This is a genomic window from Mesorhizobium sp. M7A.F.Ce.TU.012.03.2.1, from assembly GCF_004006095.1.
In the GTDB taxonomy this organism is placed as follows: Bacteria; Pseudomonadota; Alphaproteobacteria; order Rhizobiales; family Rhizobiaceae; genus Mesorhizobium.
Genome location: NZ_CP034779.1, coordinates 2,676,449 through 2,701,278, shown reverse-complemented (window position 1 = coordinate 2,701,278; position 24,830 = coordinate 2,676,449). Strand labels below are relative to the sequence as shown.

Genomic DNA, 24,830 nt, shown 5'->3' with positions numbered 1-24,830 from the left:
GGAATTTATTAGGGTTAACGGGCTTAGGGTCCGTCGATGCGCAGTGTAGCAGCCGGGGCAGGAAGCGTCCTGGCGCCAGAGAAAAGACGATATCCGTAGCCATGTTTGTCAAGCTTGCCCGCACCGGAATCCTGATCGCTGCCCTCGGCGTTGCCGGCTGCAACAATTCGTCGATGAAGGATTTTGCCCCGGAGGCCAACAAGCCGCTGCCCGACAAGATCCTCGCCGACATGAGAGCCAAGGGCATGGTCCGCACCTCGTCGGTGATGGCCCGCATCTTCAAGGAAGAAGGCAAGCTCGAGATCTGGAAGGCCAAGACCAACGGCCGCTACGACATGGTCGCCAGCTACGACATCTGCAAATGGTCGGGCAAGCTCGGGCCGAAATACACCGAAGGCGACCGCCAGGCGCCGGAAGGCTTCTACACGGTGCGCCCGGCGCAGATGAATCCGCGCTCGAACTACCATTTGTCCTTCAACATCGGCTATCCCAACGCCTATGACCGCGCCAATGGCCGTACCGGCTCCAATTTGATGGTGCACGGCGCCTGCTCGTCGTCGGGCTGCTATTCGATGACCGATGCGCAGATCGAGCAGATCTATGCCTTCGGCCGCGACGCATTCCAGGGCGGCCAGACCGAGTTCCAGATTCAGGCGTTTCCGTTCCGCATGACCGCCGCCAACATGGCGCGCTACCGCAACGACCCCAATTACGACTTCTGGAAGATGCTGAAGGTCGGCTACGACAATTTCGAGATCACCAAGGTGCCGCCGAAGGTCGATGTCTGCGAGAAGCGTTATGTCTTCAACCAGGTTGCCGCCGACGGTCAGACATTCGATCCGACCGGCGCCTGCCCGGCGACCACGCAACCTGATTCGCTGAAGAGCGCCTACAATTCCTACATGAGCACCTACGACGCTGCGTTCAGCGGCGCGGTCAAGGCCAGCGTGCCGGCGCCCAAGCCGACCATCGCCGGCATCAAGGAAGCCAGCATCGTCTCCGACTGGTCCAAGCGCCGCGCACGCGGCGAACGCGTGCCGATCGATCCGCCGTCGCTCAACAATGACGGCTCGGTCACCGAGACGGCACGCATGGGCCGCATCGATTCGCCCGCTGGCCGCAAGATGGCGGCCCTCGATGCCGAAAAGGCGGCCAAGCAGAAGGCCGAGGAGCAGAGGCTCGCTGCCATAGAGGCGGCCAAGCAAGCCAAGGAAGCCGCCAAGGCCCAGGCTCTGGCCGAAAAGGAGGCCGAAAAGGCTGCCAAGGAAGCCCCTGTCGCCACCGCGACCATCGCGGCCCCTTCGGAAGCGGCACCGATGGCCGAGACGCAAGCGGCGAGTGCCGACGAGAGCCGCGTGACGAAGCTGAAGAACAAGCTGCTCGGCATGTTCGGCGGTTGATTTCGCCCGTGGATGATCGCGCCGCTATTTATGACCTCAAGGGGCTGAACTGCCCCTTGCCCGTGCTCAAGGCCAAGAAGCGCCTGGCGGGGATGCAACCGGGCAGCCGGCTCTGGCTGGAGACCACCGACCCGCTGGCCGTCATCGACATTCCGGCATTCTGTTCCGAGAGCGGCCACCAGTTGATTGAAACGGCGGCGGTCTCCGGCGGCCATCGCTTCCTGGTCGAGCGCGGCGCGCCGTAATCGTGGGAGCTACCGCCCGGCAATCGCCAGCGGGTTGTTTTCCAGCGCGGCGCGATCGGGCGTGTCGATCGACGGCCGGTTGGTGAAGGCGGCGAACAGCCTGCGGATATAATCTTCGGGCATATCGAGCGTGATCAGCACCAGCCGCGTGCCGCGCTGGCCATCTGGCCAGGACGGCAATTGCACCGGCGGATGCAGGATCTTCTGCACGCCATGGATCACCAAAGGCCGCGACGGGTCTTCCCTGAGCTCGATGACGCCCTTCATGCGCAGCAGGCGCTCGCCATGTGTCGAGCGCAGCAGGTCGAGGAACATCTCGATCGCCGAAAACGGCACCGGGCCGTCATGCACCAGCGAATAGGAACGCACCCGCGAATCGTGGCGATGACCGTGGTCATGGCCATGTTCGTGATCATGCCCATCATGGTGATCATGATCATGATGGTGATAATCATGAGCGGCTTCCTCGCCCAGCCAGCGCCGCACATCGGCGGATTTGGTTGCCGGGTTGTAGAGGCCGCAATCAAACAGCGCCGCCACGCCTGTCCCCGTGTCGCCGGCATCGAGCAGTTCGGCGCCCGGATTGATCTGCCGCAGGCGCGCCCGAAGCATTTCCAACTCATTGGGATCGGCGACCAGATCGGCTTTGCTGAGCACGATGCGATCGGCGACGGCAGCCTGCTTGACCGCCTCGACATGGGCGTCGAGCGTGGCGTTGCCGTTGACGGCATCGACCAGCGTGATGACGCCGTCGAGCCGGAAGGCCTGGATCAGCGCCGGATGGGCCATGATCGACTGCAGCACCGGCGCCGGGTCGGCAAGGCCGGTGGTCTCGACGATGACGCGGGCCAGACGGGCGATGCGGCCGGTCTGCAGCCGGTCGACCAGGTCGGCCAGCGTATCGACCAGTTCGCCGCGCACCGTGCAGCACAGGCAGCCGTCCGAAAGCTGGATGATGCCGTCGGAAGACTGCTCGACCAGCAAATGGTCGATCGCCACCTCGCCGAACTCGTTGATGATCACCGCCGTGTCGGCCAGCGCCGGATCCTTGAGCAGCCGGTTGAGCAGCGTCGTCTTGCCGGCGCCGAGGAAGCCGGTCAGCACCGAGACGGGGATCGGGAAGCCGCTGCCCATTGGCTAGTTCGCAACCTTGGCCGGCTGGTCGCCCTGCGCGGCGGAGCCGGCAATCTTCGGGCCTGCGCCGGCCGGTGCCGGCCTGTCGGGCCGCCAGCTCGGGATCGGCACATCGGCATATTCCTGACCGCCCCGGTCGAGGATGGCCTTCGGCGCCGGACCGGTGGCGCCGCCAAGGCCGACGGCAACCAGCGTTGGCACATGGTCGAGCTTTTCCTGATAGGGCGATTTCGGCACGTCCTTGGCGACGACCGGCGGCGCCTCCGACTGCTCCTGCGGCGTCTTCTTCTTGCAGACCTCGTCCTTCATGTCGTTGGGCGAGACCGTGTCGCCATAGGGCGCCAGCGTGGTGACGGTGGCCGAGCCGGCGGCAGGCGCGTCAAAACCCTGATCGAGCAGTTTTGCCGCGGTCTCGGCACGTGTGACCGCCGATTTCTCGCCAAGCACCACCGCGACCAGCGTGCGCCCGTTGCGGGTCGCCGAACCGATCATGTTGAAGCCGGAAGGGCAGACAAAGCCGGTCTTCATGCCATCGGCGCCGGGATAACGGCCAATCAAGAGATTGTAGTTGGGGATAGCCTTCTTGCCGACGGCAAGGCCTTCGATCGAGAACCACGGCGCATATTGCGGAAATTCGCGGCGGATCGCCATCACCAGCACGGCGAGGTCGCGCGCTGTCGTGTACTGATCCGGCGAATAGAGCCCGTTCGGATTGACGAAATGCGTGCCGTTCATGCCGAGCCGGGTCGCTTCGGCGTTCATCCGGTCGGCAAAGGCCGCCTGCGAACCTCCGACATTTTCGCCCACCGCCATGGCGATGTCGTTGGCCGATTTGACCAGCATCATCTTCAGCGCGTTGTCGAGCCGCATCACCGAGCCCGGCTTGAAGCCCATCTTGCTTGGCGGCTCGGCGGCGGAGTGTTTGGTCACCTTGATCGGCGAATCAAGCTGAACCTCGCCGGCGGCGATCGCCCGAAAGGTGACATAAGCGGTCATCAGCTTGCTCAGCGATGCCGGATACCAGCGCTTGAACGCGTCCTGATGCTGCAGGATCTTGCCGCTGCCGAGATCGAATACGACCACCGGATTGGCCAGCGCCGGCCCGGCCACGACCGACAGCGCGATTGTGCCAACCGAGAATAGTTTGAGGAAATGCCTGTACCGCATGATCAAATCCGAAATCGCCTCTTGCCGTAGTCGCCCCTGGCTCCGTAAGATTTCGTTACGCGATCGCCAGCATGATTGGTCCGACCCTCAAAAACCGGACCGCATCGTTGCGGTGCTATTTACCCTATGTGACGCCAAGATGGCAAAGTGCCTGGCGATCACAATTGCAAGGCAGCGGACGACACCCGCCTGTCCCAACAGCGAGATGGAACCATCATGCCAATCCTGAACCGTGCCGCCGAAATGCAGGACGAAGTTGCCGGCTGGCGCCAGCATCTGCACCAGACGCCAGAACTGAACTTCGACGTCTTCAAGACCGCTGCCTTCGTCACCGAGAAGCTGAAAGCCTTCGGCTGTGACGATGTGGTCACCGGCCTCGGCAAGACCGGCGTCGTCGGCATCATCCGCGGCCGGCAGGGCGAAGGCCCCACCATCGGCCTGCGCGCCGACATGGACGCGCTGCCGCTCAACGAGATCACAGGCAAGTCCTACGCCTCGACCATCCCCGGCAAGATGCACGCCTGCGGCCATGACGGCCACACGGCAATGCTGCTGGGCGCGGCCAAATACCTCGCCGAGACGCGCAACTTCACCGGTTCCGTGGCGGTGATCTTCCAGCCGGCCGAAGAGGGCGGCGGCGGCGGCAACGAGATGGTCAAGGACGGCATGATGGAGCGTTTCGACATCTCCAGGGTGTTCGGCATGCACAACATGCCGGGCCTGCCTGTCGGGCAGTTCGCCATTCGCCCGGGCCCGATCATGGCGGCGACCGCCGAGTTCACCATCACCGTGCGCGGCAAGGGCGGCCACGCGGCGATGCCGCACGGCACGATCGACCCGATCGTCATCACCAGCCAACTGGTCGGCGCCTTGCAGACGATCGCCTCGCGCAGCACCGATCCGGTCGAGGCCGTGGTGGTGTCGGTGACCAAGTTCCACGCCGGTGACGCCTACAACATCATCCCCGAAACCGCTGAAATCGCCGGCACCGTGCGCACCCTGCGCAAGGAGATCGCCAAGAAGTCCGAAGAGCGCATCCGCAGCATATGCGACGGGCTGGCGACCGCATTCGGGGCAAAGATCGAGGTCGACTACCAGGCAAATTACCCCGTGACCTTCAACCACGCGGAAGAGACGGTGTTTGCCGGTGATGTCGCGATGAGTGTCGCCGGCGACGCCCATGTCCACCGCGGCATCCAGCCGGTGATGGGTGGCGAGGATTTTTCCTACATGCTCGAAGCCCGCCCCGGCGCCTTCATCTTCATCGGCAATGGCGACACCGCCGGTCTCCACAACCCTGCCTACGATTTCAACGACGAGGTCATCCCGCACGGCATGAGTTACTGGGTGAAACTGGCGGAAACCGCGCTGGCCGCCTGACGGCGGCAGCGCAAAGCCGGCCGGATTGCCTTCGGCCGGCCTCTTGGCGAAACGATCCGAAGCGGCTATGTGTCTGGCCGCGTGGTCCCGTAGCTCAGTAGGATAGAGCGGCAGATTCCTAATCTGTAGGTCACAGGTTCGATTCCTGTCGGGATCACCATGCATTTCAAACACTTAGCGAAATTGTCGCCGTACTTTTTTGGGTGGTTTTTTCCAAATTAGTACGGCCAATATTACAGACCTTCAAACTTTGGGCACGCTGCCTCAAGGCTGAAATGGCTGAAATCTGAGATTCAGTCTAAAGAGCAGAGTGTCGGTTTTTGGCCAGAGCTTCCGCGCTTTCAGACCTCCGTCGGGATTGAGATTGATCTCGCACAAGGACGAAGGGCTCTTGGCGGCTACGTTCCGCGCATGATCCTCAATCTACTCATCGGCACTGTCGTCATAAGTCTGACGGTTCTCGTCCACACATTTGGTCTGATCGCCGTCACACACGCGATGGGGTATCTGGTCGCGCGGTTTCGCATGCACGGGCGCCGCAGCCGCATCGTGGCGATGATCAGCGTGGTGATGGGCCTCTTTGCGGTCATGACCGTAGAGGTCTGGCTCTGGGCCGGCCTATATAGGTTGCTTGATATCTTCGCCGACTTCGAAACCGCACTGTACTTTTCGACCATTACCTTTTCGACCGTCGGCTATGGCGACATCGTGCCTGCCCATGCGTGGCGTGTGCTGGCGGCGCTGGAGGGCGTAAACGGGTTCTTGCTAATCGGCTGGTCGACCGCCTACCTGATCGCGGCAGGCACTCGTATCGGCCCGTTCAAGGCCGGCGAGCATTTCTGACCGGGCCAATGTTCAGACCGCTACTGAATGCCTGGCCTTGCCGGTTTCGAAATATTTGTCGAACTTCGCGGCGACGCTCCTGACAAAGGGGCGGCTTTCCACCGGCACGACGAAGTGGTCGCCGTTCAATTCAAGCATGCGTGCGGGGTCAAGAAGCGCGGTCGAGCTTGCCTTGCTGAGAAGCTTTTGGCCGGCTTCGCCGAAGCGCTCAACTAGGTCGATCGCCGAAAAGGCGAAGTCGCACATCAGCCGCTCGATGATCCACCCGCGAGCGCGGTCGTCGTTGGAAAAGGCAATCCCGCGGACCGAAGCCAACCCACCCTCACCCACCATGCGGCCATATTCAGCGGTCGAAGGCATGTTCTGGACGTAGCCCTGGCGAAACTGGCTGATGGATGAAGGGCCAAGGCCAATCAAAGTCTCGCAGCGATCTTCGGTGTAGCCCTGAAAGTTCCGATGCAAAGTTCCCGAACGCGCGGCAACCGCCAGCGCATCGTCCGGTTTGGCGAAATGGTCGAGCCCGATTGCTTCGTATCCCTGGTTAAGGATGGCGCGCGCTGCCAGTTGCGATTGGGCAAACCGCTCTTCCGGACCTGGCAACCAGGCCTCGTCGATCATTGTCTGATGTTTTTTGAACCACGGCACATGCGCGTAGCCAAAAAGGGCGATCCGATCCGGCTCCAGGGTCAACGCTTGTGCGACCGTCGAGGAAACGCTCTCCCGGGTCTGGTGCGGCAAGCCATAGAGCAGGTCCAAGTTGACCGATTCGACGCCGCGCGAACGAACGCCGTCAACGACAGCTTTCGTTTGCAAGAAGGTCTGCTCGCGATTGATGGCCTTCTGGACCTTGGGATCGAAATCCTGGACGCCGAGGCTCGCTCTCGTCATGCCGATTTCGGCGAGTGCGTCGAGCCGGGCTTCGTCCATGTCGTTGGGTTCGATTTCAACGCTGATCCTGGCGTCGGGAAGAAATGTGAATCCATCGCGCAAGACTTCCGATAGTGCAACGATATCCTGCGGTTTGAGCATGGTTGGCGAACCACCACCGAAATGAACGGCACGCAAGCGGCCCTTGCCTGCGACAAGACAGGCAACGGTCGCGATCTCGTCATGCAGCGAGTGCAGATATTGGGTCACCGGCTCGTAGTGGCGTGTCTGCTTCGTATGGCAGGCGCAGAACCAGCAAAGCTTGTCGCAATAAGGGATATGCAGATAGAGCGAGATCTCGTCATCCTCGCCAAGCGCCTGCAGCCAACCACGACACACAGCAGCATCGACACCCGGATGAAAATGCGGCGCCGTGGGGTAACTCGTGTAACGCGGCACGTTCTCGCCAAGTCGGGCAACTAAATCTGGGCGCATGTCCTAATCTGCTCCGGGCTGTGTCGCGCGATGTTGCTCACAAGAGGCAGTAGCGCCTTGATTTCGGTCAATGCCCATCGGCTGCGGACAAACTGCCGCAAGCGCTTTTGCTTGGGTCGATGCTATATCGTGACAGGACTTTGGACCCGCGGAAGACCACGATGACAGTGCGTCAGGATGTACACAGCGCCGGCATTCCCGTGCTTTGCCAATCGTGCGAGGCGCGCCACCATGGCGTTTGCGGCGCTCTCGGCCCTGAACAACTGGTGGGTCTCGCCAGAACTTCATCGAAACATACGGTTGAGCCCGGCGTGGAATTGATTGGCGACGCCGAGACAGTCGACAGTTACTCGAATGTGCTTTCCGGCGTGGTCAAGCTCACAAAGAGCCTTTCGGATGGGCGCCAGCAGATTGTCGGGCTTCAATTTGCTCCCGATTTTTTGGGCAGGCCCTTCAAGGTGGAAAGCGCCATCAACGCCGAGGCTGCAACCGCAGTCTCCTTGTGCTCATTCCCCAAGGCCGCTATTGAACGGATGATGAAAGAGTCGCCGGGACTGGAGCATCGCCTGTTCAAGCAGACGCTGAACGAACTCGATGATGCCCGCGACTGGATGGTGACGCTGGGCCGCAAGAGTGCTTCGGAAAAGGTGGCGAGCTTTCTTCTCATGATCGCCAGGAACATCGACCCCGCGCTCGACCCCTCCGCCCAGTCGACAAGTTTCGACCTGCCATTGACCCGCGCCGACATCGCCGATTTTCTCGGTCTGACGATCGAGACAGTTAGCCGCCAGTTGACCAGGTTGCGATCAGATGGCGTGATCCGGATTGAGAACAATCGGCATGTCACAGTCGATAACCTGAACCGGCTACAGCGCCGCTCCGGCGCTTAGGATCAATAGTCGGATCCAATCATCGGCAAGACGTGCTCGCGCTCGAAGGCGATATGCCGGCGCAGGCTTTCGAAGAAGCCGCGCAGCATGAAGCCAACCGCTTCGGCATTGTCGATGGTCTTGCCATGGCCGATGGCCAGCAGAATCTCGGTCACCTCGGCGGCAAAGCATTCATCCTCGACATGCTCGGCGCGCAATCGCCGGGCTGAATCACGATTGTTGGCCAGGGCGGTCTCGTAGGCAGGGAAGATAACCGATTCTTCGTATTCGTGGCTGTCGCGCAGAAGCGGAACGATTGCGTTCGCCAAAGTCAGGCATGCCAAAGGATCGACTCGGGGCAGCGTGTCTGCGATTTTTTCCAGCGCGGCGCAGAGCTGCAGCTTTTCCAGATGGGCACGTTTCATCACCGCCGCCGTAACCGCCTCCCGGCCAGATCGAGCTGCCGTATTTTCACGGCCTGTTTCGTTCAGCAACGATCCCAGCTCCTTCAACCTGTTCAACGACAGCCTCCTGATCGTTTGTGCGACCAACGCTGCCCAATCCAAAAGGATGTGGCTTTGACATGGATCAAGGCGGCGATGGGCCGACTGCTGAATTGGTGTCACGCGGATTGGCGTCCGCGCATCGGAATCGACGTCGGGGACATGTCATGAAGTTTGGTACACAAATCTTCGCTTTGGGCCTGTTCACATTTGCAGCCCTTGTCGCGGCCGGCTTCGGTGTCGACGAGCCTTTCCGGCAGCATATGTGGGTGCTGTTTTTTGTGTTGCTTGGTTTTGTCGCCATCCTCATCCGCAACACGAATTTCGAGGTGACCGCTCCGATTGACCCATCCGCATACATGGATGGTCCAATCCGCTACGGCGCCATCGCCACCATGTTCTGGGGTGTCGTCGGCATGCTGGTCGGCGTCGTCATCGCGCTGCAGCTTGCCTACCCCGATCTGAACATCCAGCCCTGGTTCAATTTCGGCCGCTTGCGGCCGCTGCATACCTCAGGCGTCGTCTTCGCCTTCGGCGGCAACGCGCTCTTGTGCACATCATTGTATGTCGTACAGCGAACCTGTCGCGCCCGGCTCTTCGGTGGCGATCTCGCCTGGTTTGTGTTCTGGGGCTACCAGCTCTTCATCGTCATGGCGGCGACCGGCTACCTGCTCGGCATCACCGAGAGCCGCGAATACGCCGAACCCGAATGGTATGTCGACATCTGGCTGACCATCGTCTGGGTCGCCTATCTCATCCTGTTCCTCGGCACGATCTTCAAGCGCAAGGAACCGCACATCTACGTCGCCAACTGGTTTTACCTCTCCTTCATCGTGACCATCGCGATGCTGCATGTGATCAACAACCTGTCGATGCCGGCCTCGTTCCTGGGCTCCAAGAGTTATTCCGCCTTTTCCGGGGTCCAGGACGCCTTGACGCAATGGTGGTATGGACACAACGCCGTCGGCTTCTTCCTGACTGCCGGTTTCCTCGGCATGATGTATTACTTCGTGCCCAAGCAGGCAAACCGGCCGGTCTATTCCTATCGGCTGTCGATCATCCATTTCTGGGCGATCATCTTCCTCTACATCTGGGCCGGGCCGCACCACCTGCACTACACCGCCCTGCCCGATTGGGCGCAGACGCTCGGCATGGTGTTCTCGATCATGCTGTGGATGCCATCATGGGGCGGCATGATCAACGGCCTGATGACGCTGTCCGGCGCGTGGGACAAGCTTCGCACCGACCCCATCATCCGTATGATGGTGATGGCGATCGCCTTTTACGGCATGTCGACCTTTGAAGGACCGATGATGTCGATCAAGGCCGTCAACTCGCTATCCCACTATACCGACTGGACCATTGGTCACGTCCATTCCGGCGCGCTCGGCTGGGTCGGCATGATCTCGTTCGGCGCGATCTACTACATGGTGCCGAAGCTCTGGAACCGGCAACGGCTCTACTCGCTGCGGCTGGTCACCTGGCACTTCTGGCTGGCGACACTTGGTATCGTTGTCTACGCCGCGGTCATGTGGGTGTCCGGCATCATGCAGGGCCTGATGTGGCGTGAGTACGACGAGCAGGGCTTCCTGGTCTACTCCTTCGCCGAAACGGTCGCAGCCATGCACCCCTACTACGTCATGCGCGCCGTCGGTGGCGCCATGTACCTCTCGGGCGCCCTGATCATGGCCTGGAACATCACCATGACCATCCTCGGATATCAGCGCGAGGAGCAGCCGATGCCCGGCTCCGTTCCCGCCCTTCAGCCTGCCGAATAAGGAGCCAGATAATGGGCTTGATGGACAGACACGCAATCATCGAGAAGAACGCCACGCTCCTTCTCGTTGGCTCTCTTCTTGTGGTGACCGTCGGCGGCATCGTCGAGATCGCGCCGCTCTTCTATCTCGACAACACGATCGAGACGGTGGAAGGCATGCGCCCCTATTCGCCGCTCGAACTTGTCGGGCGCAACATCTATGTGCGCGAGGGCTGCTACCTCTGCCATAGCCAGATGATCAGACCGTTCCGCGACGAAGTCGAACGCTACGGTCACTACAGTCTGGCGGCCGAGTCGATGTACGATCATCCTTTCCAGTGGGGATCGAAGCGCACTGGACCGGACCTCGCCAGGGTTGGCGACCGCTATTCGAATGCCTGGCACGTCGCGCATCTTGCCGACCCGCGCTCGGTCGTGCCGGAATCGGTCATGCCGAGCTATGCCTTCCTGAAGGACGCGCCCATCGAGGTGAAGAACTTCTCGACACACCTGGTTGCAAACGCGCGCGTCGGCGTCCCCTATTCGGATGACATGGTCGCCAATGCCAATGCCGATCTGGCGACGCAGGCCGACCCCAATGCCGACACCTCCGGCCTTGAGAAACGCTATCCCAAAGCCAAGGTCGGAGACTTCGACGGCAATCCGCAACAGGTGACTGAAATGGATGCCCTCGTTGCGTATCTGCAGATGCTCGGGACCTTGGTGGATTTCAAGAACTACGACGAGGCCGCCGGTTACCGCTGAGGAGCTTTATTCATGGAATACAATTTGATGCGGGAGTTTGCTGACAGCTGGGGTCTGGTCGCCATGGCGCTCTTCTTTGTCGGCGCGGTTGCCTTCGCGCTGCGCCCTGGCAGCCGCAAGCTGGCCGACGAAGCTGCCCGGATTCCCCTTGAGGACGAGTGATCATGAGCGACGAGCACATCGACGAAATCTCTGGCGTCTCAACCACTGGCCATGAGTGGGACGGCATCCGGGAGCTGAACAATCCGCTTCCGCGCTGGTGGGTCATAACCTTCTACGTCACCATCGTTTGGGCGATCGGCTACATGATCGCCTATCCGGCATGGCCGCTGCTGCACTCCGCGACAACCGGTGTGCTCGGCTATTCGAGCCGCAAGGACGTCAAGAACGAGTTGGCGGCGGCAGAAGTGTCGAAGGGCAAGTATGTCGCGGCCGTAGAGTCGAAGACGGTCTCGGAGATCGCCGCGGACGATGCCTTGCGCGAATTCGCGGTCGCCGCTGGCGGCGCCGCGTTCAAGGTCAACTGCACGCAGTGCCACGGCTCTGGCGCCCAGGGGTCAGCTGGCTTTCCCAACCTCAATGACGACGACTGGCTATGGGGCGGCACGGCCGAGCAGATCCAGCAGACGATCACGCATGGCATCCGCTTTGCGACTGATGCGGAAACGCGGCTGTCGGAAATGCCGGCCTTTGGCGACATCATCACCGCTGACCAGATTGCACAGGTCAGCGCCTACGTCGCCAGCCTGTCAGGCAAGGTCCACGATGCAAGTCTGATCCAATCCGGCGCCAAGGTCTTTGCCGACAACTGCGTTGCCTGTCATGGCGACAACGCGAAAGGCAACCGAGAGCTCGGCGGACCCGACCTCACCGACGCTATCTGGCTCTACGGCTCCGGCGAGACGGCGATCGCCGACCAGGTTCGAGCACCCAAGCAGGGCGTCATGCCAGCCTGGGGAGCGCGTCTTGGCGAAACCAAGGTCAAGGAACTGGCGGTCTACATCCATTCGCTTGGCGGTGGAGAATAGGAAGCGGGGACCTATTCTCAACCCTTCACCTTCCAGGCGACGAGGCCCGGCCCTGCCGGGCCTCGACTCTTTTCCGGAGCGCGCAGATTGACCTGCATCAACGCGGGCAGGTCCACCCGGCGGCATTGTTGCCTGACGCAGTCAAATCACCGTCTGCGTGTAGAGCGGAGAAAAGTCGTTGCTGGACAAGACGCAGGTAGAACGGCTGGAAGCCGAGGCGGTCAATTCCGCCAAGATCCGTCAGCCCCTTTATGCTGCGCGCAAGAAGATCTTTCCAAAACGCGCCTCGGGCAACTTTCGACGCTTCAAATGGCTGGTGATGGCGATCACGCTTGGCATCTACTATCTGACTCCATGGCTGCGATGGGACCGTGGTCCGTTTGCGCCCGACCAGGCCGTGCTGCTCGATGTCGCCAATCGGCGCTTCTACTTCTTCTTCATAGAAATATGGCCGCAGGAATTCTTTTACGTGGCTGGTCTCCTGGTCATGGCCGGCGTTGGACTTTTCCTGATCACCTCGACTGTCGGCCGTGCCTGGTGCGGCTATGCATGCCCTCAGACGGTGTGGGTCGATCTGTTCCTTGTCGTCGAGCGTGCGATAGAGGGCGACCGCAACGCCCGCATGACGCTCGATGCAGGTCCCTGGACCGCGCGCAAGCTCATGCTGCGCGTGTCCAAGCACACCATCTGGCTGGTCATAGGCGCGGCGACTGGCGGCGCCTGGATCTTCTACTTTGCCGATGCACCGACACTGCTCGGCGAGCTCTTCACCGGCACTGCGGCGGCCGTCGCCTACATCACCGTCGCCGTCCTGACGGCGACCACCTACACGTTCGGCGGGCTGATGCGCGAGCAGGTCTGCACTTATATGTGCCCATGGCCACGCATCCAGGCGGCCATGCTCGACGAAAGTTCGCTCACCGTCACCTACAATGACTGGCGCGGCGAACCGCGTTCGCGTCATGCGAAGAAGGTGCAAGCTGCAGGGCAGTCCGTCGGCGACTGCGTCGACTGCAATGCCTGCGTCGCNAATGACTGGCGCGGCGAACCGCGTTCGCGTCATGCGAAGAAGGTGCAAGCTGCAGGGCAGTCCGTCGGCGACTGCGTCGACTGCAATGCCTGCGTCGCGGTCTGCCCGATGGGGATCGACATTCGCGATGGCCAGCAGCTCGAATGCATCACCTGCGCGCTCTGCATCGACGCCTGTGACGGCGTCATGGACAAGCTCGGCAAGGAGCGCGGGCTGATCTCCTACGCGACGCTCTCCGACTACAACACCAATATGATGCTGGCAACCGCGGGCGGCTCCAGTTCAGTCAACCCGNCTCGGCAAGGAGCGCGGGCTGATCTCCTACGCGACGCTCTCCGACTACAACACCAATATGATGCTGGCAACCGCGGGCGGCTCCAGTTCAGTCAACCCGCCGCTGGTCAGGACCGCTGATGGCCTGTTCTCCGACAAGTTAGCGCATTTTCACATCCGCAAGATCTTTCGGCCACGCACCTACGTCTACATGGGCATCTGGTCGCTGATCGGCCTGGGCCTGCTCTTTTCGCTGCTGACGCGCGATCGGCTCGAACTGAACGTATTGCATGATCGCAATCCTCAGTTCGTCACGCTGTCCGACGGCTCCATCCGCAATGGCTATACCGTCAAGCTGCTCAACATGATCCCCGAGCCGCGGACGCTCGTCGTCACCATGCAGGGCCTTGAAGGCGCTGACATGGTCGTCGTCGGCGACGACATCCCGGCAGGCCGCTCTTTCGCCATTCCGGTGGAACCCGACCGCCTGAAAATGCTGAAGGTCTTCGTGCGCCAGCCGGCGGACCAGATCCGCGCGCCGGCGCAGACTTTCAAGTTCCGCGTCGAGGACAGAGCCAGCTTCGAGTCGAACGAGTACACCGCCACCTTCAACGCGCCGGAGGCCCCCAGATGACTGCCAATGTACAAAAGCCTCGTGAATTTACCGGCAGGCACATGCTGGCCATCATCCTCGCCTTTTTCGGCGTGGTCATCGCGGTCAATCTGACCATGGCGACGCTCGCCAGCACAAGCTGGACTGGCCTCGTCGTCGAAAACACCTATGTGGCGAGCCAGCAATTCAACAAGAAGGCCACGGAAGGANCCTCGACGCGGAACTTGAAAGTCTGCGCCGGCGGACCAGATCCGCGCGCCGGCGCAGACTTTCAAGTTCCGCGTCGAGGACAGAGCCAGCTTCGAGTCGAACGAGTACACCGCCACCTTCAACGCGCCGGAGGCCCCCAGATGACTGCCAATGTACAAAAGCCTCGTGAATTCACCGGCAGGCACATGCTGGCCATCATCCTCGCCTTTTTCGGCGTGATCATCGCGGTCAATTTGACCATGGCGACGCTCGCCAGCACAAGCTGGACTGGCCTCGTCGTCGAAAACACCTATGTGGCGAGCCAGCAATTCAACAAGAAGGCCACGGAAGGACGGGCACAGGCAGCCCTTGGCTGGACCGGCAAGCTGACCATCGCATGGGGTGAAGTCCGCTACAGCCTCACCGATGCCGCTGGCAAGCCGGTTCCCCTGCACGGNCAGGCAGCCCTTGGCTGGACCGGCAAGCTGACCATCGCATGGGGTGAAGTCCGCTACAGCCTCACCGATGCCGCTGGCAAGCCGGTTCCCCTGCACGGTGTCAAAATGCTGTTTCGTCATCCGGCTTACGAGAAAGAGGACGAGTCTGTCACGCTCGCGCTCGGCTCCGGCCAGGAATTCGCCGCGCAGCATATGCCCAAGGACGGCGTCTGGATCGTCGAGATCGACGCCGATGCCGGTCTGGATAAACCGTATCGCGACGTCAGCCGGATCATGATCTCCCATGGAGCGCTGCAATGAGCTGTTGTGCACCGGGCGCCGAAATGGCGCTGGACCTGGGCAGCGCGGCATCGGTGCTGCCATCCAGCCAGGAAATCAGGCTCGCGAGCCGCTCGCTTGGCGACGATCTTCGTCAGACCGATCTGTCAGTGCCGATGGTTCATTGCGCAGCCTGCATCCGGACGATCGAGACGGCGCTGGCGAAACTCGACAATGTCGAAGGCGCGCGTGTCAACCTGTCGACGAAGCGGGTCGCGATCCGGTGGCGTGGAGACAAGGTGCCGCCTTTCGTCGCTGCGCTGGGACGACTGGGATACGAGGCGCATCTGTTCGCCGCCGAGATCGATGAAAAAGACAAGACGCTTGCCGAGCTGATCCGCGCCGTTGCTGTCGCCGGCTTTGCCGCAGGCAACATCATGCTGCTTTCGGTCTCGGTCTGGTCCGGCGCCGAAGGGGCCACCCGCGACCTGTTTCACTGGGTCTCGGCGCTGATTGCCATCCCGGCGCTCGCCTTCGCCGGCGGCATCTTCTTCCGCTCGGCCTGGAAGGCACTGCGCCACGGCCGCATGAACATGGACGTGCCGATCGCGGTTGGGGTGTCGCTCGCTTACGCGATGAGCCTCTACGAGACGATCAACCATGGCGATCACGCCTATTTCGACGCGTCGGTATCACTGCTGTTCTTCCTTTTGATCGGCCGCACGCTGGATCACGTGATGCGCGAACGTGCCCGCACCGCGGTGAAAGGCCTGTCGCAGCTCGCCGCGCGTGGCGCCATGGTGCTGCGCGGCGACGGCGCGCGCGACTATCTGCCGGTTGGCGAGATCGAACCAGGCATGCAGCTGCTGATCGCGGCCGGTGAAAGGATCCCCGTGGATGGCAAGATCATCCACGGAGCGTCTGATCTCGACTGCTCGCTGGCCTCAGGCGAAAGCGTGCCGAAAAACGTGGCGCCGGGCGCAGCCGTGCAGGCCGGCGTGCTCAATCTCACCGGCCCGCTGACGATCGAGGCGACCGCAGCCGCAAAGGATTCGTTCCTCGCCGAAATGGTTCGACTGATGGAAGCCGCCGAGGGCGGTCGCGCGCACTATCGCCGCATCGCTGACCGAGTTTCAGCGCTTTACGCCCCGGTGGTTCATCTCACCGCCTTCGTGACATTCCTGGGCTGGATGGCGGCGACGGGCGACTGGCACCGGGCGATGACGATCGCCATCGCTGTTCTCATTATCACATGCCCCTGCGCGCTCGGCCTCGCCGTGCCGATCGTGCAGGTGGTCGCCGCACGGCGCCTGTTCGAGAACGGCATCATGGTCAAGGATGGCTCGGCCATGGAGCGCCTGGCGACAATCGACACGGCGGTGTTCGACAAGACCGGCACGCTCACGCTTGGCCAGCCGCGGCTCGTCAACGCGTCGTCGATCGATCCCGCCATGCTGGAAATCGCAGCCGGCCTGGCCGCGCATTCGCGCCATCCATATTCAAAGGCCATTTCCGGCTTTGCCGCCAGCAGCAGCCAGAACAAATTCGATAAAGTCACCGAGCACCCGGGATTCGGGATCGAAGCTACCGCCGCTGGAAGCATCTGGCGGCTGGGCCGACGCGGATGGGCTGGCTGGAAGGCCCGAACTGGCGGTGAAGGCAAACATGGCTACGGCGGAACAGTCCTGACGGAAAACGGGATGATTGTCGCATCCTTCGTTTTCGAGGATGCGCTGCGCGTCGGCGCCAGAACAGCCATCGACCAGCTGCATAATGCTGGTCTGTGCGTGGAAATGCTGTCGGGCGACACCGCCAAAGCCTGCTCGGAGGTTGCGGACGTTCTGGGTGTCGATGACTTCGTTCCCTGCCTGCTGCCGTCCGGCAAGGTCGAACGCATCGAGAGTCTGGCGAGAGACGGGCACAAGGTTCTGATGGTTGGCGACGGGCTCAACGACACGCCGGCGCTGAGGGCTGCGCATGTCTCGATCGCGCCCGCCACAGCCGCCGACATTGGCCGCAATGCAGCCGACTTCGTTTTTCTGCGCGAAAGCCTCCTGGCGGTCCCACTGGCGCTGGACGTCTCGCGCCAGGCAGGACGCTTGATCCGGCAGAACGTCGTCATCGCGATCGTCTACAATGCGGTCGCGGTACCGATCGCCATCCTCGGACACGCCACGCCTTTGATAGCGGCGATCGCCATGTCCGCCTCGTCACTGCTTGTCATTGGCAATGCGCTGCGGCTGCGCTCGTCAGAGCCAATTTCACCGGCCAGGAATATTCGCCGCGAAAGACTATCCAACGCCAACGAACTGGTCGGATCGTCATGACCACTCTCACCTACCTCATACCCGTCGCGCTTTTCCTTGGCGCACTCGGCCTGTCCGGCTTCCTGTGGGCGTTGAGAAGCGGCCAGTACGAGGATCTCGACGGCGCGGCGGAGCGCATTCTCATCGAACGCGACGACGGCGCGGAGAATGCCCCTCGTTCCAAGTGACTCAGATCAAGGTGCCGTGTGTGGCGATGTCCTATCATCGTCTGACAAAAAATCAGGAGGTGAGCATGCAAGCCGAAGCCATAATGACGAAGCCGGTCATCACGACGGATGCGAACGCGACGATTGCCGAAGCAGTCGAGCTCATGCTCTCAAACAAAATAAGCTGCCTCCCGGTAACGGGCAGCGACGGTGCCCTTGTTGGCATTGTAAGCAAAAGCGACTTCTTGCGCCGAGAGGAACTGGGGACGCAGCGGACGCGTCCTCGCTGGCTGGAGTTTGACCTTGGCCCTGGCACAATCGCCGATGGCTATGCGCGATCGAACGGACGGATTGTCCATCAGGTGATGGTTACAAACGTCATTTCGGCGCCTCCAGGCGCCTCGATTGCTGATATTGTAAACTTGATGATGCAACACCGCATCAACAATGTGCCGATTGTCGACCGGAACAGGGTCGTCGGCATCATCACGCGAACTGATTTGCTACGCGTCCTGATCCGCACTTTGCCGAAACCGGGCACCACGCTGCCCGATGACGAGCAGATCCGTAAGGCCATACTTGCCGAACTGCAACGGCAATCGTGGAACGGTGGTGAGTTGATTGGTGTGAGGGTCAGCGACGGCGTGGTCGAACTCACAGGGGCGATTGTCGACGAGCGTCAACGCAAGGCAGCGATCGTTGCGGCGGAGAACGTTGCCGGCATTGGGCAAGTCAAGGACGGCCTCCACCTCCGTACAGATCCGTTCTCGGTGATGATGGTTTCGTAGCTGCAAAAAAGCGGGGGCCGCAAAGCAGAGTCCATTGGGTTCTCCTTTCCTCCCACATCTTCGACATGAGGCCGTTGGCAACTTTCCTTCGGCATATTGCGCTCGTCATGCTTGGCGTGCCATCCGCGCCGAATGCGCCCTCTGTGATAACGTCCCGCCTGTCTTAAAAAAGCCGATCTGACAGACATCTCCTCATTGGAACCACCAACCTTTCTTGGTGCGCTTGGCCTGGATTGCTTTGTTTGAGCTCTGAAAGAGTGACCAGCACGAAGATCGCGACGGGGCCGCCGCGCGAATTGCGATCGATTTGAAAAACAAAAGCGGTCGCTGATCTTCAGAAAGCCACCGGTGACTTCGCAGGCTTGCAGAAAACTGCGACACGAAACTGCTGCATCTCAATTCGCGCGCAATAGCCGCATTTCAAGGGCTGTTGTTTCTGCGATTAACGTCTATCAATTTGCGCCAGCGCAAAGAAACGCTGCGTCAGGTCAGATAGCTTCTACTCATCTGCAACGGTAGAAAGACAGGAGACTGACATGATCACGCGACGCGAAGCCCTCTTTGGAGCAGCACTTGGCGCTGCCGCCGTTGCGGCACTGCCCGCATTGTCGGCCACGGTTACAAAGGCAGAGATTAGCGGGCTACCTCGCGAGAAGATCACGCTCGTGGCACCGCCTTTCGTGCATCCGCATGACCAGATCGCCAAGGGCGGTCCGAAGATCGTCGAATTCACGATGATGATCGAGGAAAAGTTTGTCGTCATCGATGCCAATGGCACAAAGCTCAATGCAATGACCTACAATGGATCGATCCCCGGCCCGCTGATGGTCGTGCATCAGGACGACTACCTCGAACTGACGCTCATCAATCCCGATACCAATTCGCTTGCCCACAACATCGACTTTCACGCCGCGACCGGCGCCTTGGGTGGCGGCGAGCTCACGCTGATCAATCCTGGTGAACAGGTGACCCTGCGCTTCAAGGCGACGCGGACCGGAACGTTTGTCTATCACTGCGCTCCTGGCGGCGCGATGATCCCCTGGCATGTCGTCTCCGGCATGAATGGCGCCATCATGGTGCTGCCGCGTGACGGCTTGAGGAACGACAAGGGCGAACCGGTCAAGTACGACAAGATCTTCTACATCGGCGAGAGCGACTTCTACATTCCGCGCGACGAGAAGGGCAACTTCAAGGGCTACGAATCCGCCGGCGACGGCTACGATGACGTCGTCAAGGTCATGCGTGGACTGATCCCGACCCATGTGGTGTTCAATGGCAAGGCTGGATCCCTGACCGGCGACAACGCCATGAAGTCCAAGGTCGGTGAAACCGTGCTTATCGTCCATTCGCAGGCCAATCGCGATACGCGGCCGCATCTGATCGGCGGTCATGGCGACTATGTCTGGGAACAGGGCAAATTCTCCAACCCGCCGGCCAAGGACCTGGAAACCTGGTTCATCCGAGGCGGCTCGGCGGGCTCGGCGCTCTATACGTTCCTGCAGCCAGGTGTCTACGCCTACGTCAGTCACAATCTGATTGAGGCTGTGGAACTCGGAGCGACCGCTCACTTCATGGTCGAAGGCGAGTGGGATGACGACCTGATGACGCAGGTCGAGGCGCCCAAACCCATAGCCACCAACTGACGGCATTCCAATTTGCCCGGATAACGACGCTGTCCGGGCATGGACAAAAGCCATGTCTCTTTTCATCCTGAAGGTTCTGCCGGTCGCCCTGGCAGCCGCTGCTGTTCCGGTAGGGCTCTCGCTACAGGCGGTCTTCGGGGATCGACAACCCCACCCCGTCGCTATGACGGTTGTCTTGCTTTCCGGTTCGATCACCTATCCGACTCCGGGCGAGTTCCTGAAAGAGGGACGCCCGCAAGGCAATCCCCGCCTCGAGCGGCAACTCGACAGACCTCTCGAAATCATGGCCTACCAGGTTGGTGCGGCCGACTATGCGGACTGCGTGTTGGCTGGCGCCTGTCAGCCGGCACAGGAGACGCGCGCGATCCCGAGCAATGCTCCCGTCACCGGGGTAAGCTATCTCGATGCGAATGCCTACGCCCGGTGGTATTCGCAAGTGACCGGCGACCAATGGCGGCTGCCATCCGACGAAGAGTGGGCCTTTGCCGCTGCGGAGCGGTTCGCAGGGGAATTCGAGGGTGTCGAAAACGACGCCAGCAACCCCGCCAGACGTTGGCTCACCAGCTACAAGGCCGAGGTGGACCTCAATCGCAAACCGGACCCGATGCCGAGGAGCCGTGGCTCGTTTGGTATCAATTCCCTGGGCCTCGCCGACTTTTCCGGCAACGTCTGGGAGTGGACTTCGACCTGCTATGTCCGCACCACGTTGGCCGCGAATGGAAGCGGTGTTGCGAGCTCGGTCGACAATTGCGGCGTCCACGTCCTTGAAGGGCTTCACCGAGCCTACATGTCGAACTTCGTCAGCGACGGAAAAAGCGGAGGCTGTGCCGTTGGCACGCCTCCCGACAATCTGGGCTTCAGGCTGGTCCGGGACCATCCGGGATGGGCAAGCCGGATCCTTGGCCGGCTTGGCATCATCTGAAAACCAGGAGTGACGGGCCACGTCTTCTCGACCGTCGCGAGCCCACCGCCCTTCCCTCGCCTCACCGTGCCTTGGGTGTCGTCAACGCGGCTCCGTGGATCAGGAGGAAGCCGGCGAATGCCGCCATCCATGCGGCGCCGGCCATATCGATCACCGCGCCTGAGGACACGAAGGCGGCCAGGATTCTCAATGCTCCCGCGAGCAGGACGGCCACGAAGATAAAAGAGGTGCCTCTGCCAGCCTTGAGTTCTCGCCCGGTGTGCCCGAGCGTTGCGCGGGTCATCACGGCAAGCGTCATGGCACCGACCGCACCCGTTCCGAGCGTATGGAGCCCTGCAGCGACTGGCACGGCGGCAGGAAAGAAGATCGACGCCGAAACAAAGGCAAGACCTAGAGGCACAAAGGCATATGCAAGATGGAGGATGAGTACCAGCGGATCCCGCAGTGTGCGCTCGCCAGCCCAGCGCGACAGACGCCACGCCTGGCAGATAGCGGCGACGGCCATAAGCATGCCTGAGATGCTGTTGTCGGGGACGAACGTCCATGCTCCCAGCGCGATGGCTGAGATGGCTATCGATGCGGTGTCAAAACGGTCGGACGGCGCAGGCAGCCTGCCAGGATTTTCGCGGACGAGCCAGTTGCGCGTGAAACTCGGAATGATGCGCCCACCGATCAGCGAGATGAGCACGATCGCCGCAGCCATACCGAGCCTGCGGCTGATGTCGGATGTGCCTTGAAGGTGCGCCTCGATATGGAACGCGCCGTTGGCGCACGCCAGAATGGCAAGCGGCAACAGCACCTTGAGATTGCGCCAGTTGCGTCCCGCGACGATCTCGCGGGCCGCCGCGGCAGCGACAGCAAGCAGAAAGAAGCCGTCGATCATGGCCGCCGCCTCCCAGCCAATATCCGCCGAGAAGAAAACAGCCGCGCGCCCGGCAAGCCACAGGACCACCAGCGCCAGCAGCGGCAAGCCTTGCACGGGCAGCCGGCCGGTCCAGTTCGGGATGGCGGTCAGCAGGAACCCGGTAACGATCGCCGGCAGATAGCCGAACAGCATCTCGTGAATGTGCCAGTCGACGGCAACGAACGCACTGTGGGCATCGAGCCCGCCGGCATACATCGGCAGCCAAAGCAGAATGGAGAGCGCGGCATACAGCGACCCGAGGAAGAAGAAGGGCCTGAATCCGTAGGAAAGAAATGCGGGCCCGGTATAAGCCCGCAGGCGTGGAATCCCCATGATTTGCGTCTCCAAAATGAACAGGGCCGGATGAACCGCCGCCCTCGGTCCGTCCGGCCCTCGCCTGCCCTTCATGCGGCAGGCATGGCTGTATCGATTGCCGGTCAGTTGGCCGGGACCTGGCTGAACAGGTCCTCGAACACCGTCTTTGCCTTCCCTGCATGTTTGACCGTCTTGGCTGCGTCGAGGTTGACCGGCTTTCCGACAACGATCAGGGCGACCATGCCCATGCCGTAGTGAGGCGCGCATTTGACGCCGTACACACCTTCCTGGGTCAGTGTGACAGTGATCTCCTCGTTGGGTTTTCCCTTGAAAGCTTCAGCGCCGTCCGGAAGCATGCCCTTGACCGACTCCGCGTCATGGCTCTTGTCGGTCGGCACGAACTTGACGGTGTCGCCAGGGGCTGCCTTGACGAAGGCCGGCTGGAAAACCATGGCGCCTTTTTCACCCTTGTTTAGCATCTGCACCACATGCTCTTCCGCGCTTGCACCGCCGGCGAGCGCGAGGATGGAGATTGCGGCGGCGAGGATGGAGAGTTTCATCGATTTGTCCTTTGTTTCGGCTTCGCGGCATTGCGCCGTTCCATGCCATTTAGCCTGATGCGGCCGGCGACAATTTGCGCTGGCGCAAACTCAGGGTAAGAAAGGTGTCCCGCAGATTGGTGCGGAAGGGCTGTGAGGAAATTCGCTTGGTTGCGCTGGACCGATCGCTGATATCGCGGCTGCCGCTCTTCCAAGGGCTGGCGCCTGAAGAGCAAAGCGAGATTCTCACAAGCGCTCGATCGTCACGCTATGCCAAGGACGCAACGATCTTCGAGCAGGAGGCCGAGGCCCATTCCTTCTTCGTGTTGATCGCCGGTCACATCCGGGTGGTCCGCACCACGCCGGATGGACAGCAGGTCATCGCCAGATACATCAGCGAAGGCGAGATCTTTGGCGTCGCCGCGGCACTTGGCCGGACGGCCTACCCCGCCAGTGCTGTCGCGGCGGTGGATTGCGTGGTGCTGGCCTGGCCCAACGCTCTTTGGCCGGAGTTGGCGCGTCGGTTCCCGGTGTTTGGAGCAACCACCTACAGGACGGTTGGAAGCAGGCTGCAGGAGACCCAGACGCGCGTGGTGGAGATGTCGACGGAACAGGTGGAGCAGCGGGTTGCGCATGCGCTGCTGCGATTGGCAAACCAGACCGGCCGAAAGACCGATAGCGGCGTCGAAATCGACTTTCCGATCTCGAGACAGGACATCGCCGAGATGACCGGGACGACGCTGCACACGGTCAGCCGGCTGCTGAGCCGGTGGGAAGACGATGGAATAATTGTCAGCGGACGCCAGAAAGTCACGGTCAAGGATGCGCATCGCCTTGTGGTTCTCGCGGAGAACCGGGACAAGCGCTGATCCTCACCGTTCTCCTCGAACGGCCGCTTCGAGTTCGCCCAGAAAGTCGCCCTCATCGATCCGATGTTCCCGGCAGGCTTCAGCCACGGTATGGAATGTGCCGATCGGACAGCCGACGCACAGCATCTTGTATCTCAGCACCACAGCCACCGTTGCCGGCCATTTCCTCATGATTTCGTCAACGACCATGTCTGGGTCGATCGAACTGCGCTGTTCCATGATCAGGTCTCCGCGTTTTGCGAAGCCTCTTCATAAATCGCGTTCGGACCGCTCTCGTTGCGCTTTCGCAATCTGAAATGATTCAGATCAAGACGCGGCGTGCGCGATCTCGATAAGCAACGGGATAAAGTATTTGAGGAGGTTGGCATGCAAGCCAAAGCCATAATGACCACACCGGTCGTTGCAATAGATCCGTCTGCCTCGATCGTCGAAGCGGCCGGATTGATGCTCTCCAGCAAGATCAGCGGGCTTCCCGTCATTCGCAGCGACGGCGCGCTGGTGGGCATTATCAGCGAGGGTGATTTCCTGCGGCGCGGAGAGCTGGGCACTCAGCGCAAGCGCCCACGCTGGCTGGAGGTTCTTGTCAGCCCGGGAAGAGTTGCCGAAGAATATGTCCTGGCCAACGGACGGCGGGTCGAGGACGTGATGACCGACAGCGTTGTCACGGCATCCCCCAATGCATCGCTTGCCGAGGTCGTCGAGTTGATGTCGCATCACTGCATCAAACGCGTCCCGATCGTCGACGGCGACAAAATTGTTGGAATGATTGCCCGCTCCGATCTTCTTCGTGCGCTGCTTCACACGCAGCCAGCCTCGACCCCGACGGCCATTGACGACGAAGGGATACGCCAGAGCATCGTCGCGCAGCTTGCAGCGCAGAAGTGGGCTGGAAATGATCTGATCAATGTCAGTGTCGACAAAGGGATCGTAAAACTGAGCGGCGCCATCTTCGACGAACGCGAGCGCCGGGCAGCCATCGTCGCGGCCGAAAACGTCGCCGGCGTCAAAGGCGTTGAGGACAATCTATTTTGCGCCGAGCCGTTGTCCGTTATCCTGGTCTCGTAGCCAAGGGCTACCACCACCATTTTCCCAAGGCGAACTGCG

General features: G+C 61.2%; 24 protein-coding genes, 1 tRNA gene and 2 pseudogenes. 20 read left to right on the top strand and 7 right to left on the bottom strand.

Features of this window, described 5'->3' with window-relative positions:
- Positions 1 to 101: 101 nt before the first annotated feature.
- Together EJ079_RS13025 and EJ079_RS13020 are read left to right on the top strand one after the other, a co-directional pair.
- Positions 102 to 1,400, top strand: a complete 1,299-nt coding sequence (locus tag EJ079_RS13025) for a murein L,D-transpeptidase family protein (protein WP_013529353.1) — start codon at positions 102 to 104, stop codon at positions 1,398 to 1,400.
- Between the two features lie 8 nt (positions 1,401 to 1,408).
- Positions 1,409 to 1,645, top strand: a complete 237-nt coding sequence (locus EJ079_RS13020; RefSeq protein WP_164761850.1) for a sulfurtransferase TusA family protein — start codon at positions 1,409 to 1,411, stop codon at positions 1,643 to 1,645.
- Positions 1,646 to 1,654: 9 nt separating this feature from the next.
- On the opposite strand, the gene EJ079_RS13015 is transcribed toward EJ079_RS13020, so the two are convergent.
- Positions 1,655 to 2,779, bottom strand: a complete 1,125-nt coding sequence (locus EJ079_RS13015) for a GTP-binding protein (RefSeq protein ID WP_127809175.1) — start codon at positions 2,777 to 2,779, stop codon at positions 1,655 to 1,657.
- Between the two features lie 3 nt (positions 2,780 to 2,782).
- Positions 2,783 to 3,946 (bottom strand): D-alanyl-D-alanine carboxypeptidase family protein, encoded by a 1,164-nt coding sequence (locus tag EJ079_RS13010; protein ID WP_127266676.1) that lies wholly within the window; start codon positions 3,944 to 3,946, stop codon positions 2,783 to 2,785.
- A 216-nt stretch (positions 3,947 to 4,162) separates the two neighbouring features.
- Here EJ079_RS13010 and EJ079_RS13005 point away from each other — a divergent pair, with 216 nt between their 5' ends.
- From EJ079_RS13005 to EJ079_RS12995, 3 genes are all read left to right on the top strand, one after another.
- Positions 4,163 to 5,326: a M20 aminoacylase family protein gene (locus EJ079_RS13005; protein ID WP_127329985.1), complete on the top strand. Its 1,164-nt coding sequence runs from the start codon at positions 4,163 to 4,165 to the stop codon at positions 5,324 to 5,326.
- Between the two features lie 83 nt (positions 5,327 to 5,409).
- A tRNA-Arg gene (locus EJ079_RS13000) sits at positions 5,410 to 5,486 on the top strand.
- Between the two features lie 251 nt (positions 5,487 to 5,737).
- The gene (locus EJ079_RS12995; RefSeq protein WP_127396560.1) at positions 5,738 to 6,169 is read left to right on the top strand and encodes a potassium channel family protein; all 432 of its coding nucleotides are present in this window, start codon (positions 5,738 to 5,740) and stop codon (positions 6,167 to 6,169) included.
- A 12-nt stretch (positions 6,170 to 6,181) separates the two neighbouring features.
- On the opposite strand, the gene hemN is transcribed toward EJ079_RS12995, so the two are convergent.
- Positions 6,182 to 7,531: an oxygen-independent coproporphyrinogen III oxidase gene (hemN, locus tag EJ079_RS12990; RefSeq protein ID WP_127396559.1), complete on the bottom strand. Its 1,350-nt coding sequence runs from the start codon at positions 7,529 to 7,531 to the stop codon at positions 6,182 to 6,184.
- A 161-nt stretch (positions 7,532 to 7,692) separates the two neighbouring features.
- Between hemN and EJ079_RS12985 the strand changes: the two genes are divergently transcribed.
- Entirely contained in the window at positions 7,693 to 8,421 is a 729-nt protein-coding gene (locus tag EJ079_RS12985) for a Crp/Fnr family transcriptional regulator (protein ID WP_127809174.1), read from the top strand.
- A gap of 2 nt (positions 8,422 to 8,423) precedes the next feature.
- Here EJ079_RS12985 and EJ079_RS12980 read toward each other — a convergent pair whose 3' ends face one another.
- Complete coding sequence (locus EJ079_RS12980; RefSeq protein ID WP_348629736.1) at positions 8,424 to 9,026, bottom strand: hemerythrin domain-containing protein; 603 nt, start codon at positions 9,024 to 9,026, stop codon at positions 8,424 to 8,426.
- A gap of 44 nt (positions 9,027 to 9,070) precedes the next feature.
- On the opposite strand from EJ079_RS12980, the gene ccoN reads away from it, so the two are divergent.
- The 12 genes and pseudogenes from ccoN to EJ079_RS12920 all read left to right on the top strand — a co-directional run bounded on the left by ccoN (position 9,071) and on the right by EJ079_RS12920 (position 21,099).
- On the top strand, positions 9,071 to 10,681 hold the full coding sequence (ccoN, locus tag EJ079_RS12975) for a cytochrome-c oxidase, cbb3-type subunit I (RefSeq protein WP_127809173.1): 1,611 nt from the start codon (positions 9,071 to 9,073) through the stop codon (positions 10,679 to 10,681).
- Between the two features lie 11 nt (positions 10,682 to 10,692).
- The gene (gene ccoO, locus EJ079_RS12970; protein ID WP_127809172.1) at positions 10,693 to 11,424 is read left to right on the top strand and encodes a cytochrome-c oxidase, cbb3-type subunit II; all 732 of its coding nucleotides are present in this window, start codon (positions 10,693 to 10,695) and stop codon (positions 11,422 to 11,424) included.
- Between the two features lie 12 nt (positions 11,425 to 11,436).
- Positions 11,437 to 11,586, top strand: a complete 150-nt coding sequence (locus EJ079_RS12965) for a CcoQ/FixQ family Cbb3-type cytochrome c oxidase assembly chaperone (RefSeq protein WP_027035450.1) — start codon at positions 11,437 to 11,439, stop codon at positions 11,584 to 11,586.
- 2 nt (positions 11,587 to 11,588) lie between these two features.
- Positions 11,589 to 12,452, top strand: coding sequence for a cytochrome-c oxidase, cbb3-type subunit III (ccoP, locus tag EJ079_RS12960; RefSeq protein WP_127809171.1), 864 nt, complete (start codon positions 11,589 to 11,591; stop codon positions 12,450 to 12,452).
- 178 nt (positions 12,453 to 12,630) lie between these two features.
- A pseudogene (ccoG, locus tag EJ079_RS12955) lies at positions 12,631 to 14,389 on the top strand (cytochrome c oxidase accessory protein CcoG).
- Positions 14,386 to 14,577, top strand: a pseudogene (locus EJ079_RS12950) (FixH family protein); the annotation flags it as partial. The pseudogenes ccoG and EJ079_RS12950, both read left to right, overlap by 4 nt.
- Positions 14,578 to 14,718: 141 nt before the next feature.
- Complete coding sequence (locus EJ079_RS12945) at positions 14,719 to 15,315, top strand: FixH family protein (protein WP_127811336.1); 597 nt, start codon at positions 14,719 to 14,721, stop codon at positions 15,313 to 15,315.
- Positions 15,312 to 17,600 (top strand): cation-translocating P-type ATPase, encoded by a 2,289-nt coding sequence (locus tag EJ079_RS12940; protein ID WP_127809170.1) that lies wholly within the window; start codon positions 15,312 to 15,314, stop codon positions 17,598 to 17,600. The genes EJ079_RS12945 and EJ079_RS12940 overlap by 4 nt, the downstream gene beginning before the upstream one ends.
- Complete coding sequence (gene ccoS / locus EJ079_RS12935; protein WP_127809169.1) at positions 17,597 to 17,767, top strand: cbb3-type cytochrome oxidase assembly protein CcoS; 171 nt, start codon at positions 17,597 to 17,599, stop codon at positions 17,765 to 17,767. Before EJ079_RS12940 ends, ccoS begins: the two co-directional genes overlap by 4 nt.
- Positions 17,768 to 17,832: 65 nt before the next feature.
- Positions 17,833 to 18,534: a CBS domain-containing protein gene (locus EJ079_RS12930; protein ID WP_127809168.1), complete on the top strand. Its 702-nt coding sequence runs from the start codon at positions 17,833 to 17,835 to the stop codon at positions 18,532 to 18,534.
- Positions 18,535 to 19,070: 536 nt separating this feature from the next.
- On the top strand, positions 19,071 to 20,177 hold the full coding sequence (gene nirK, locus EJ079_RS12925; RefSeq protein WP_127809167.1) for a copper-containing nitrite reductase: 1,107 nt from the start codon (positions 19,071 to 19,073) through the stop codon (positions 20,175 to 20,177).
- Positions 20,178 to 20,229: 52 nt separating this feature from the next.
- Positions 20,230 to 21,099 (top strand): SUMF1/EgtB/PvdO family nonheme iron enzyme, encoded by an 870-nt coding sequence (locus EJ079_RS12920; protein WP_127809166.1) that lies wholly within the window; start codon positions 20,230 to 20,232, stop codon positions 21,097 to 21,099.
- A 61-nt stretch (positions 21,100 to 21,160) separates the two neighbouring features.
- Here the strand turns inward: EJ079_RS12920 and EJ079_RS12915 are convergent, their stop codons facing one another.
- Both EJ079_RS12915 and EJ079_RS12910 read right to left on the bottom strand, forming a co-directional pair.
- Positions 21,161 to 22,336, bottom strand: a complete 1,176-nt coding sequence (locus tag EJ079_RS12915) for an NnrS family protein (RefSeq protein WP_127809165.1) — start codon at positions 22,334 to 22,336, stop codon at positions 21,161 to 21,163.
- A gap of 104 nt (positions 22,337 to 22,440) precedes the next feature.
- Positions 22,441 to 22,878, bottom strand: coding sequence for a pseudoazurin (locus tag EJ079_RS12910; RefSeq protein WP_127809164.1), 438 nt, complete (start codon positions 22,876 to 22,878; stop codon positions 22,441 to 22,443).
- Positions 22,879 to 23,024: 146 nt separating this feature from the next.
- Here EJ079_RS12910 and EJ079_RS12905 point away from each other — a divergent pair, with 146 nt between their 5' ends.
- Positions 23,025 to 23,726: a Crp/Fnr family transcriptional regulator gene (locus tag EJ079_RS12905; RefSeq protein ID WP_127809163.1), complete on the top strand. Its 702-nt coding sequence runs from the start codon at positions 23,025 to 23,027 to the stop codon at positions 23,724 to 23,726.
- Between the two features lie 3 nt (positions 23,727 to 23,729).
- Here the strand turns inward: EJ079_RS12905 and EJ079_RS12900 are convergent, their stop codons facing one another.
- A complete protein-coding gene (locus EJ079_RS12900) occupies positions 23,730 to 23,945 on the bottom strand; it encodes a DUF1858 domain-containing protein (protein ID WP_127398770.1) in 216 nt (71 codons plus the stop codon).
- A gap of 147 nt (positions 23,946 to 24,092) precedes the next feature.
- On the opposite strand from EJ079_RS12900, the gene EJ079_RS12895 reads away from it, so the two are divergent.
- Positions 24,093 to 24,791 carry a CBS domain-containing protein gene (locus tag EJ079_RS12895; RefSeq protein WP_127809162.1) on the top strand — a complete coding sequence of 233 codons (699 nt, stop codon included), beginning with the start codon at positions 24,093 to 24,095 and terminating at the stop codon, positions 24,789 to 24,791.
- Positions 24,792 to 24,830: the final 39 nt, after the last annotated feature.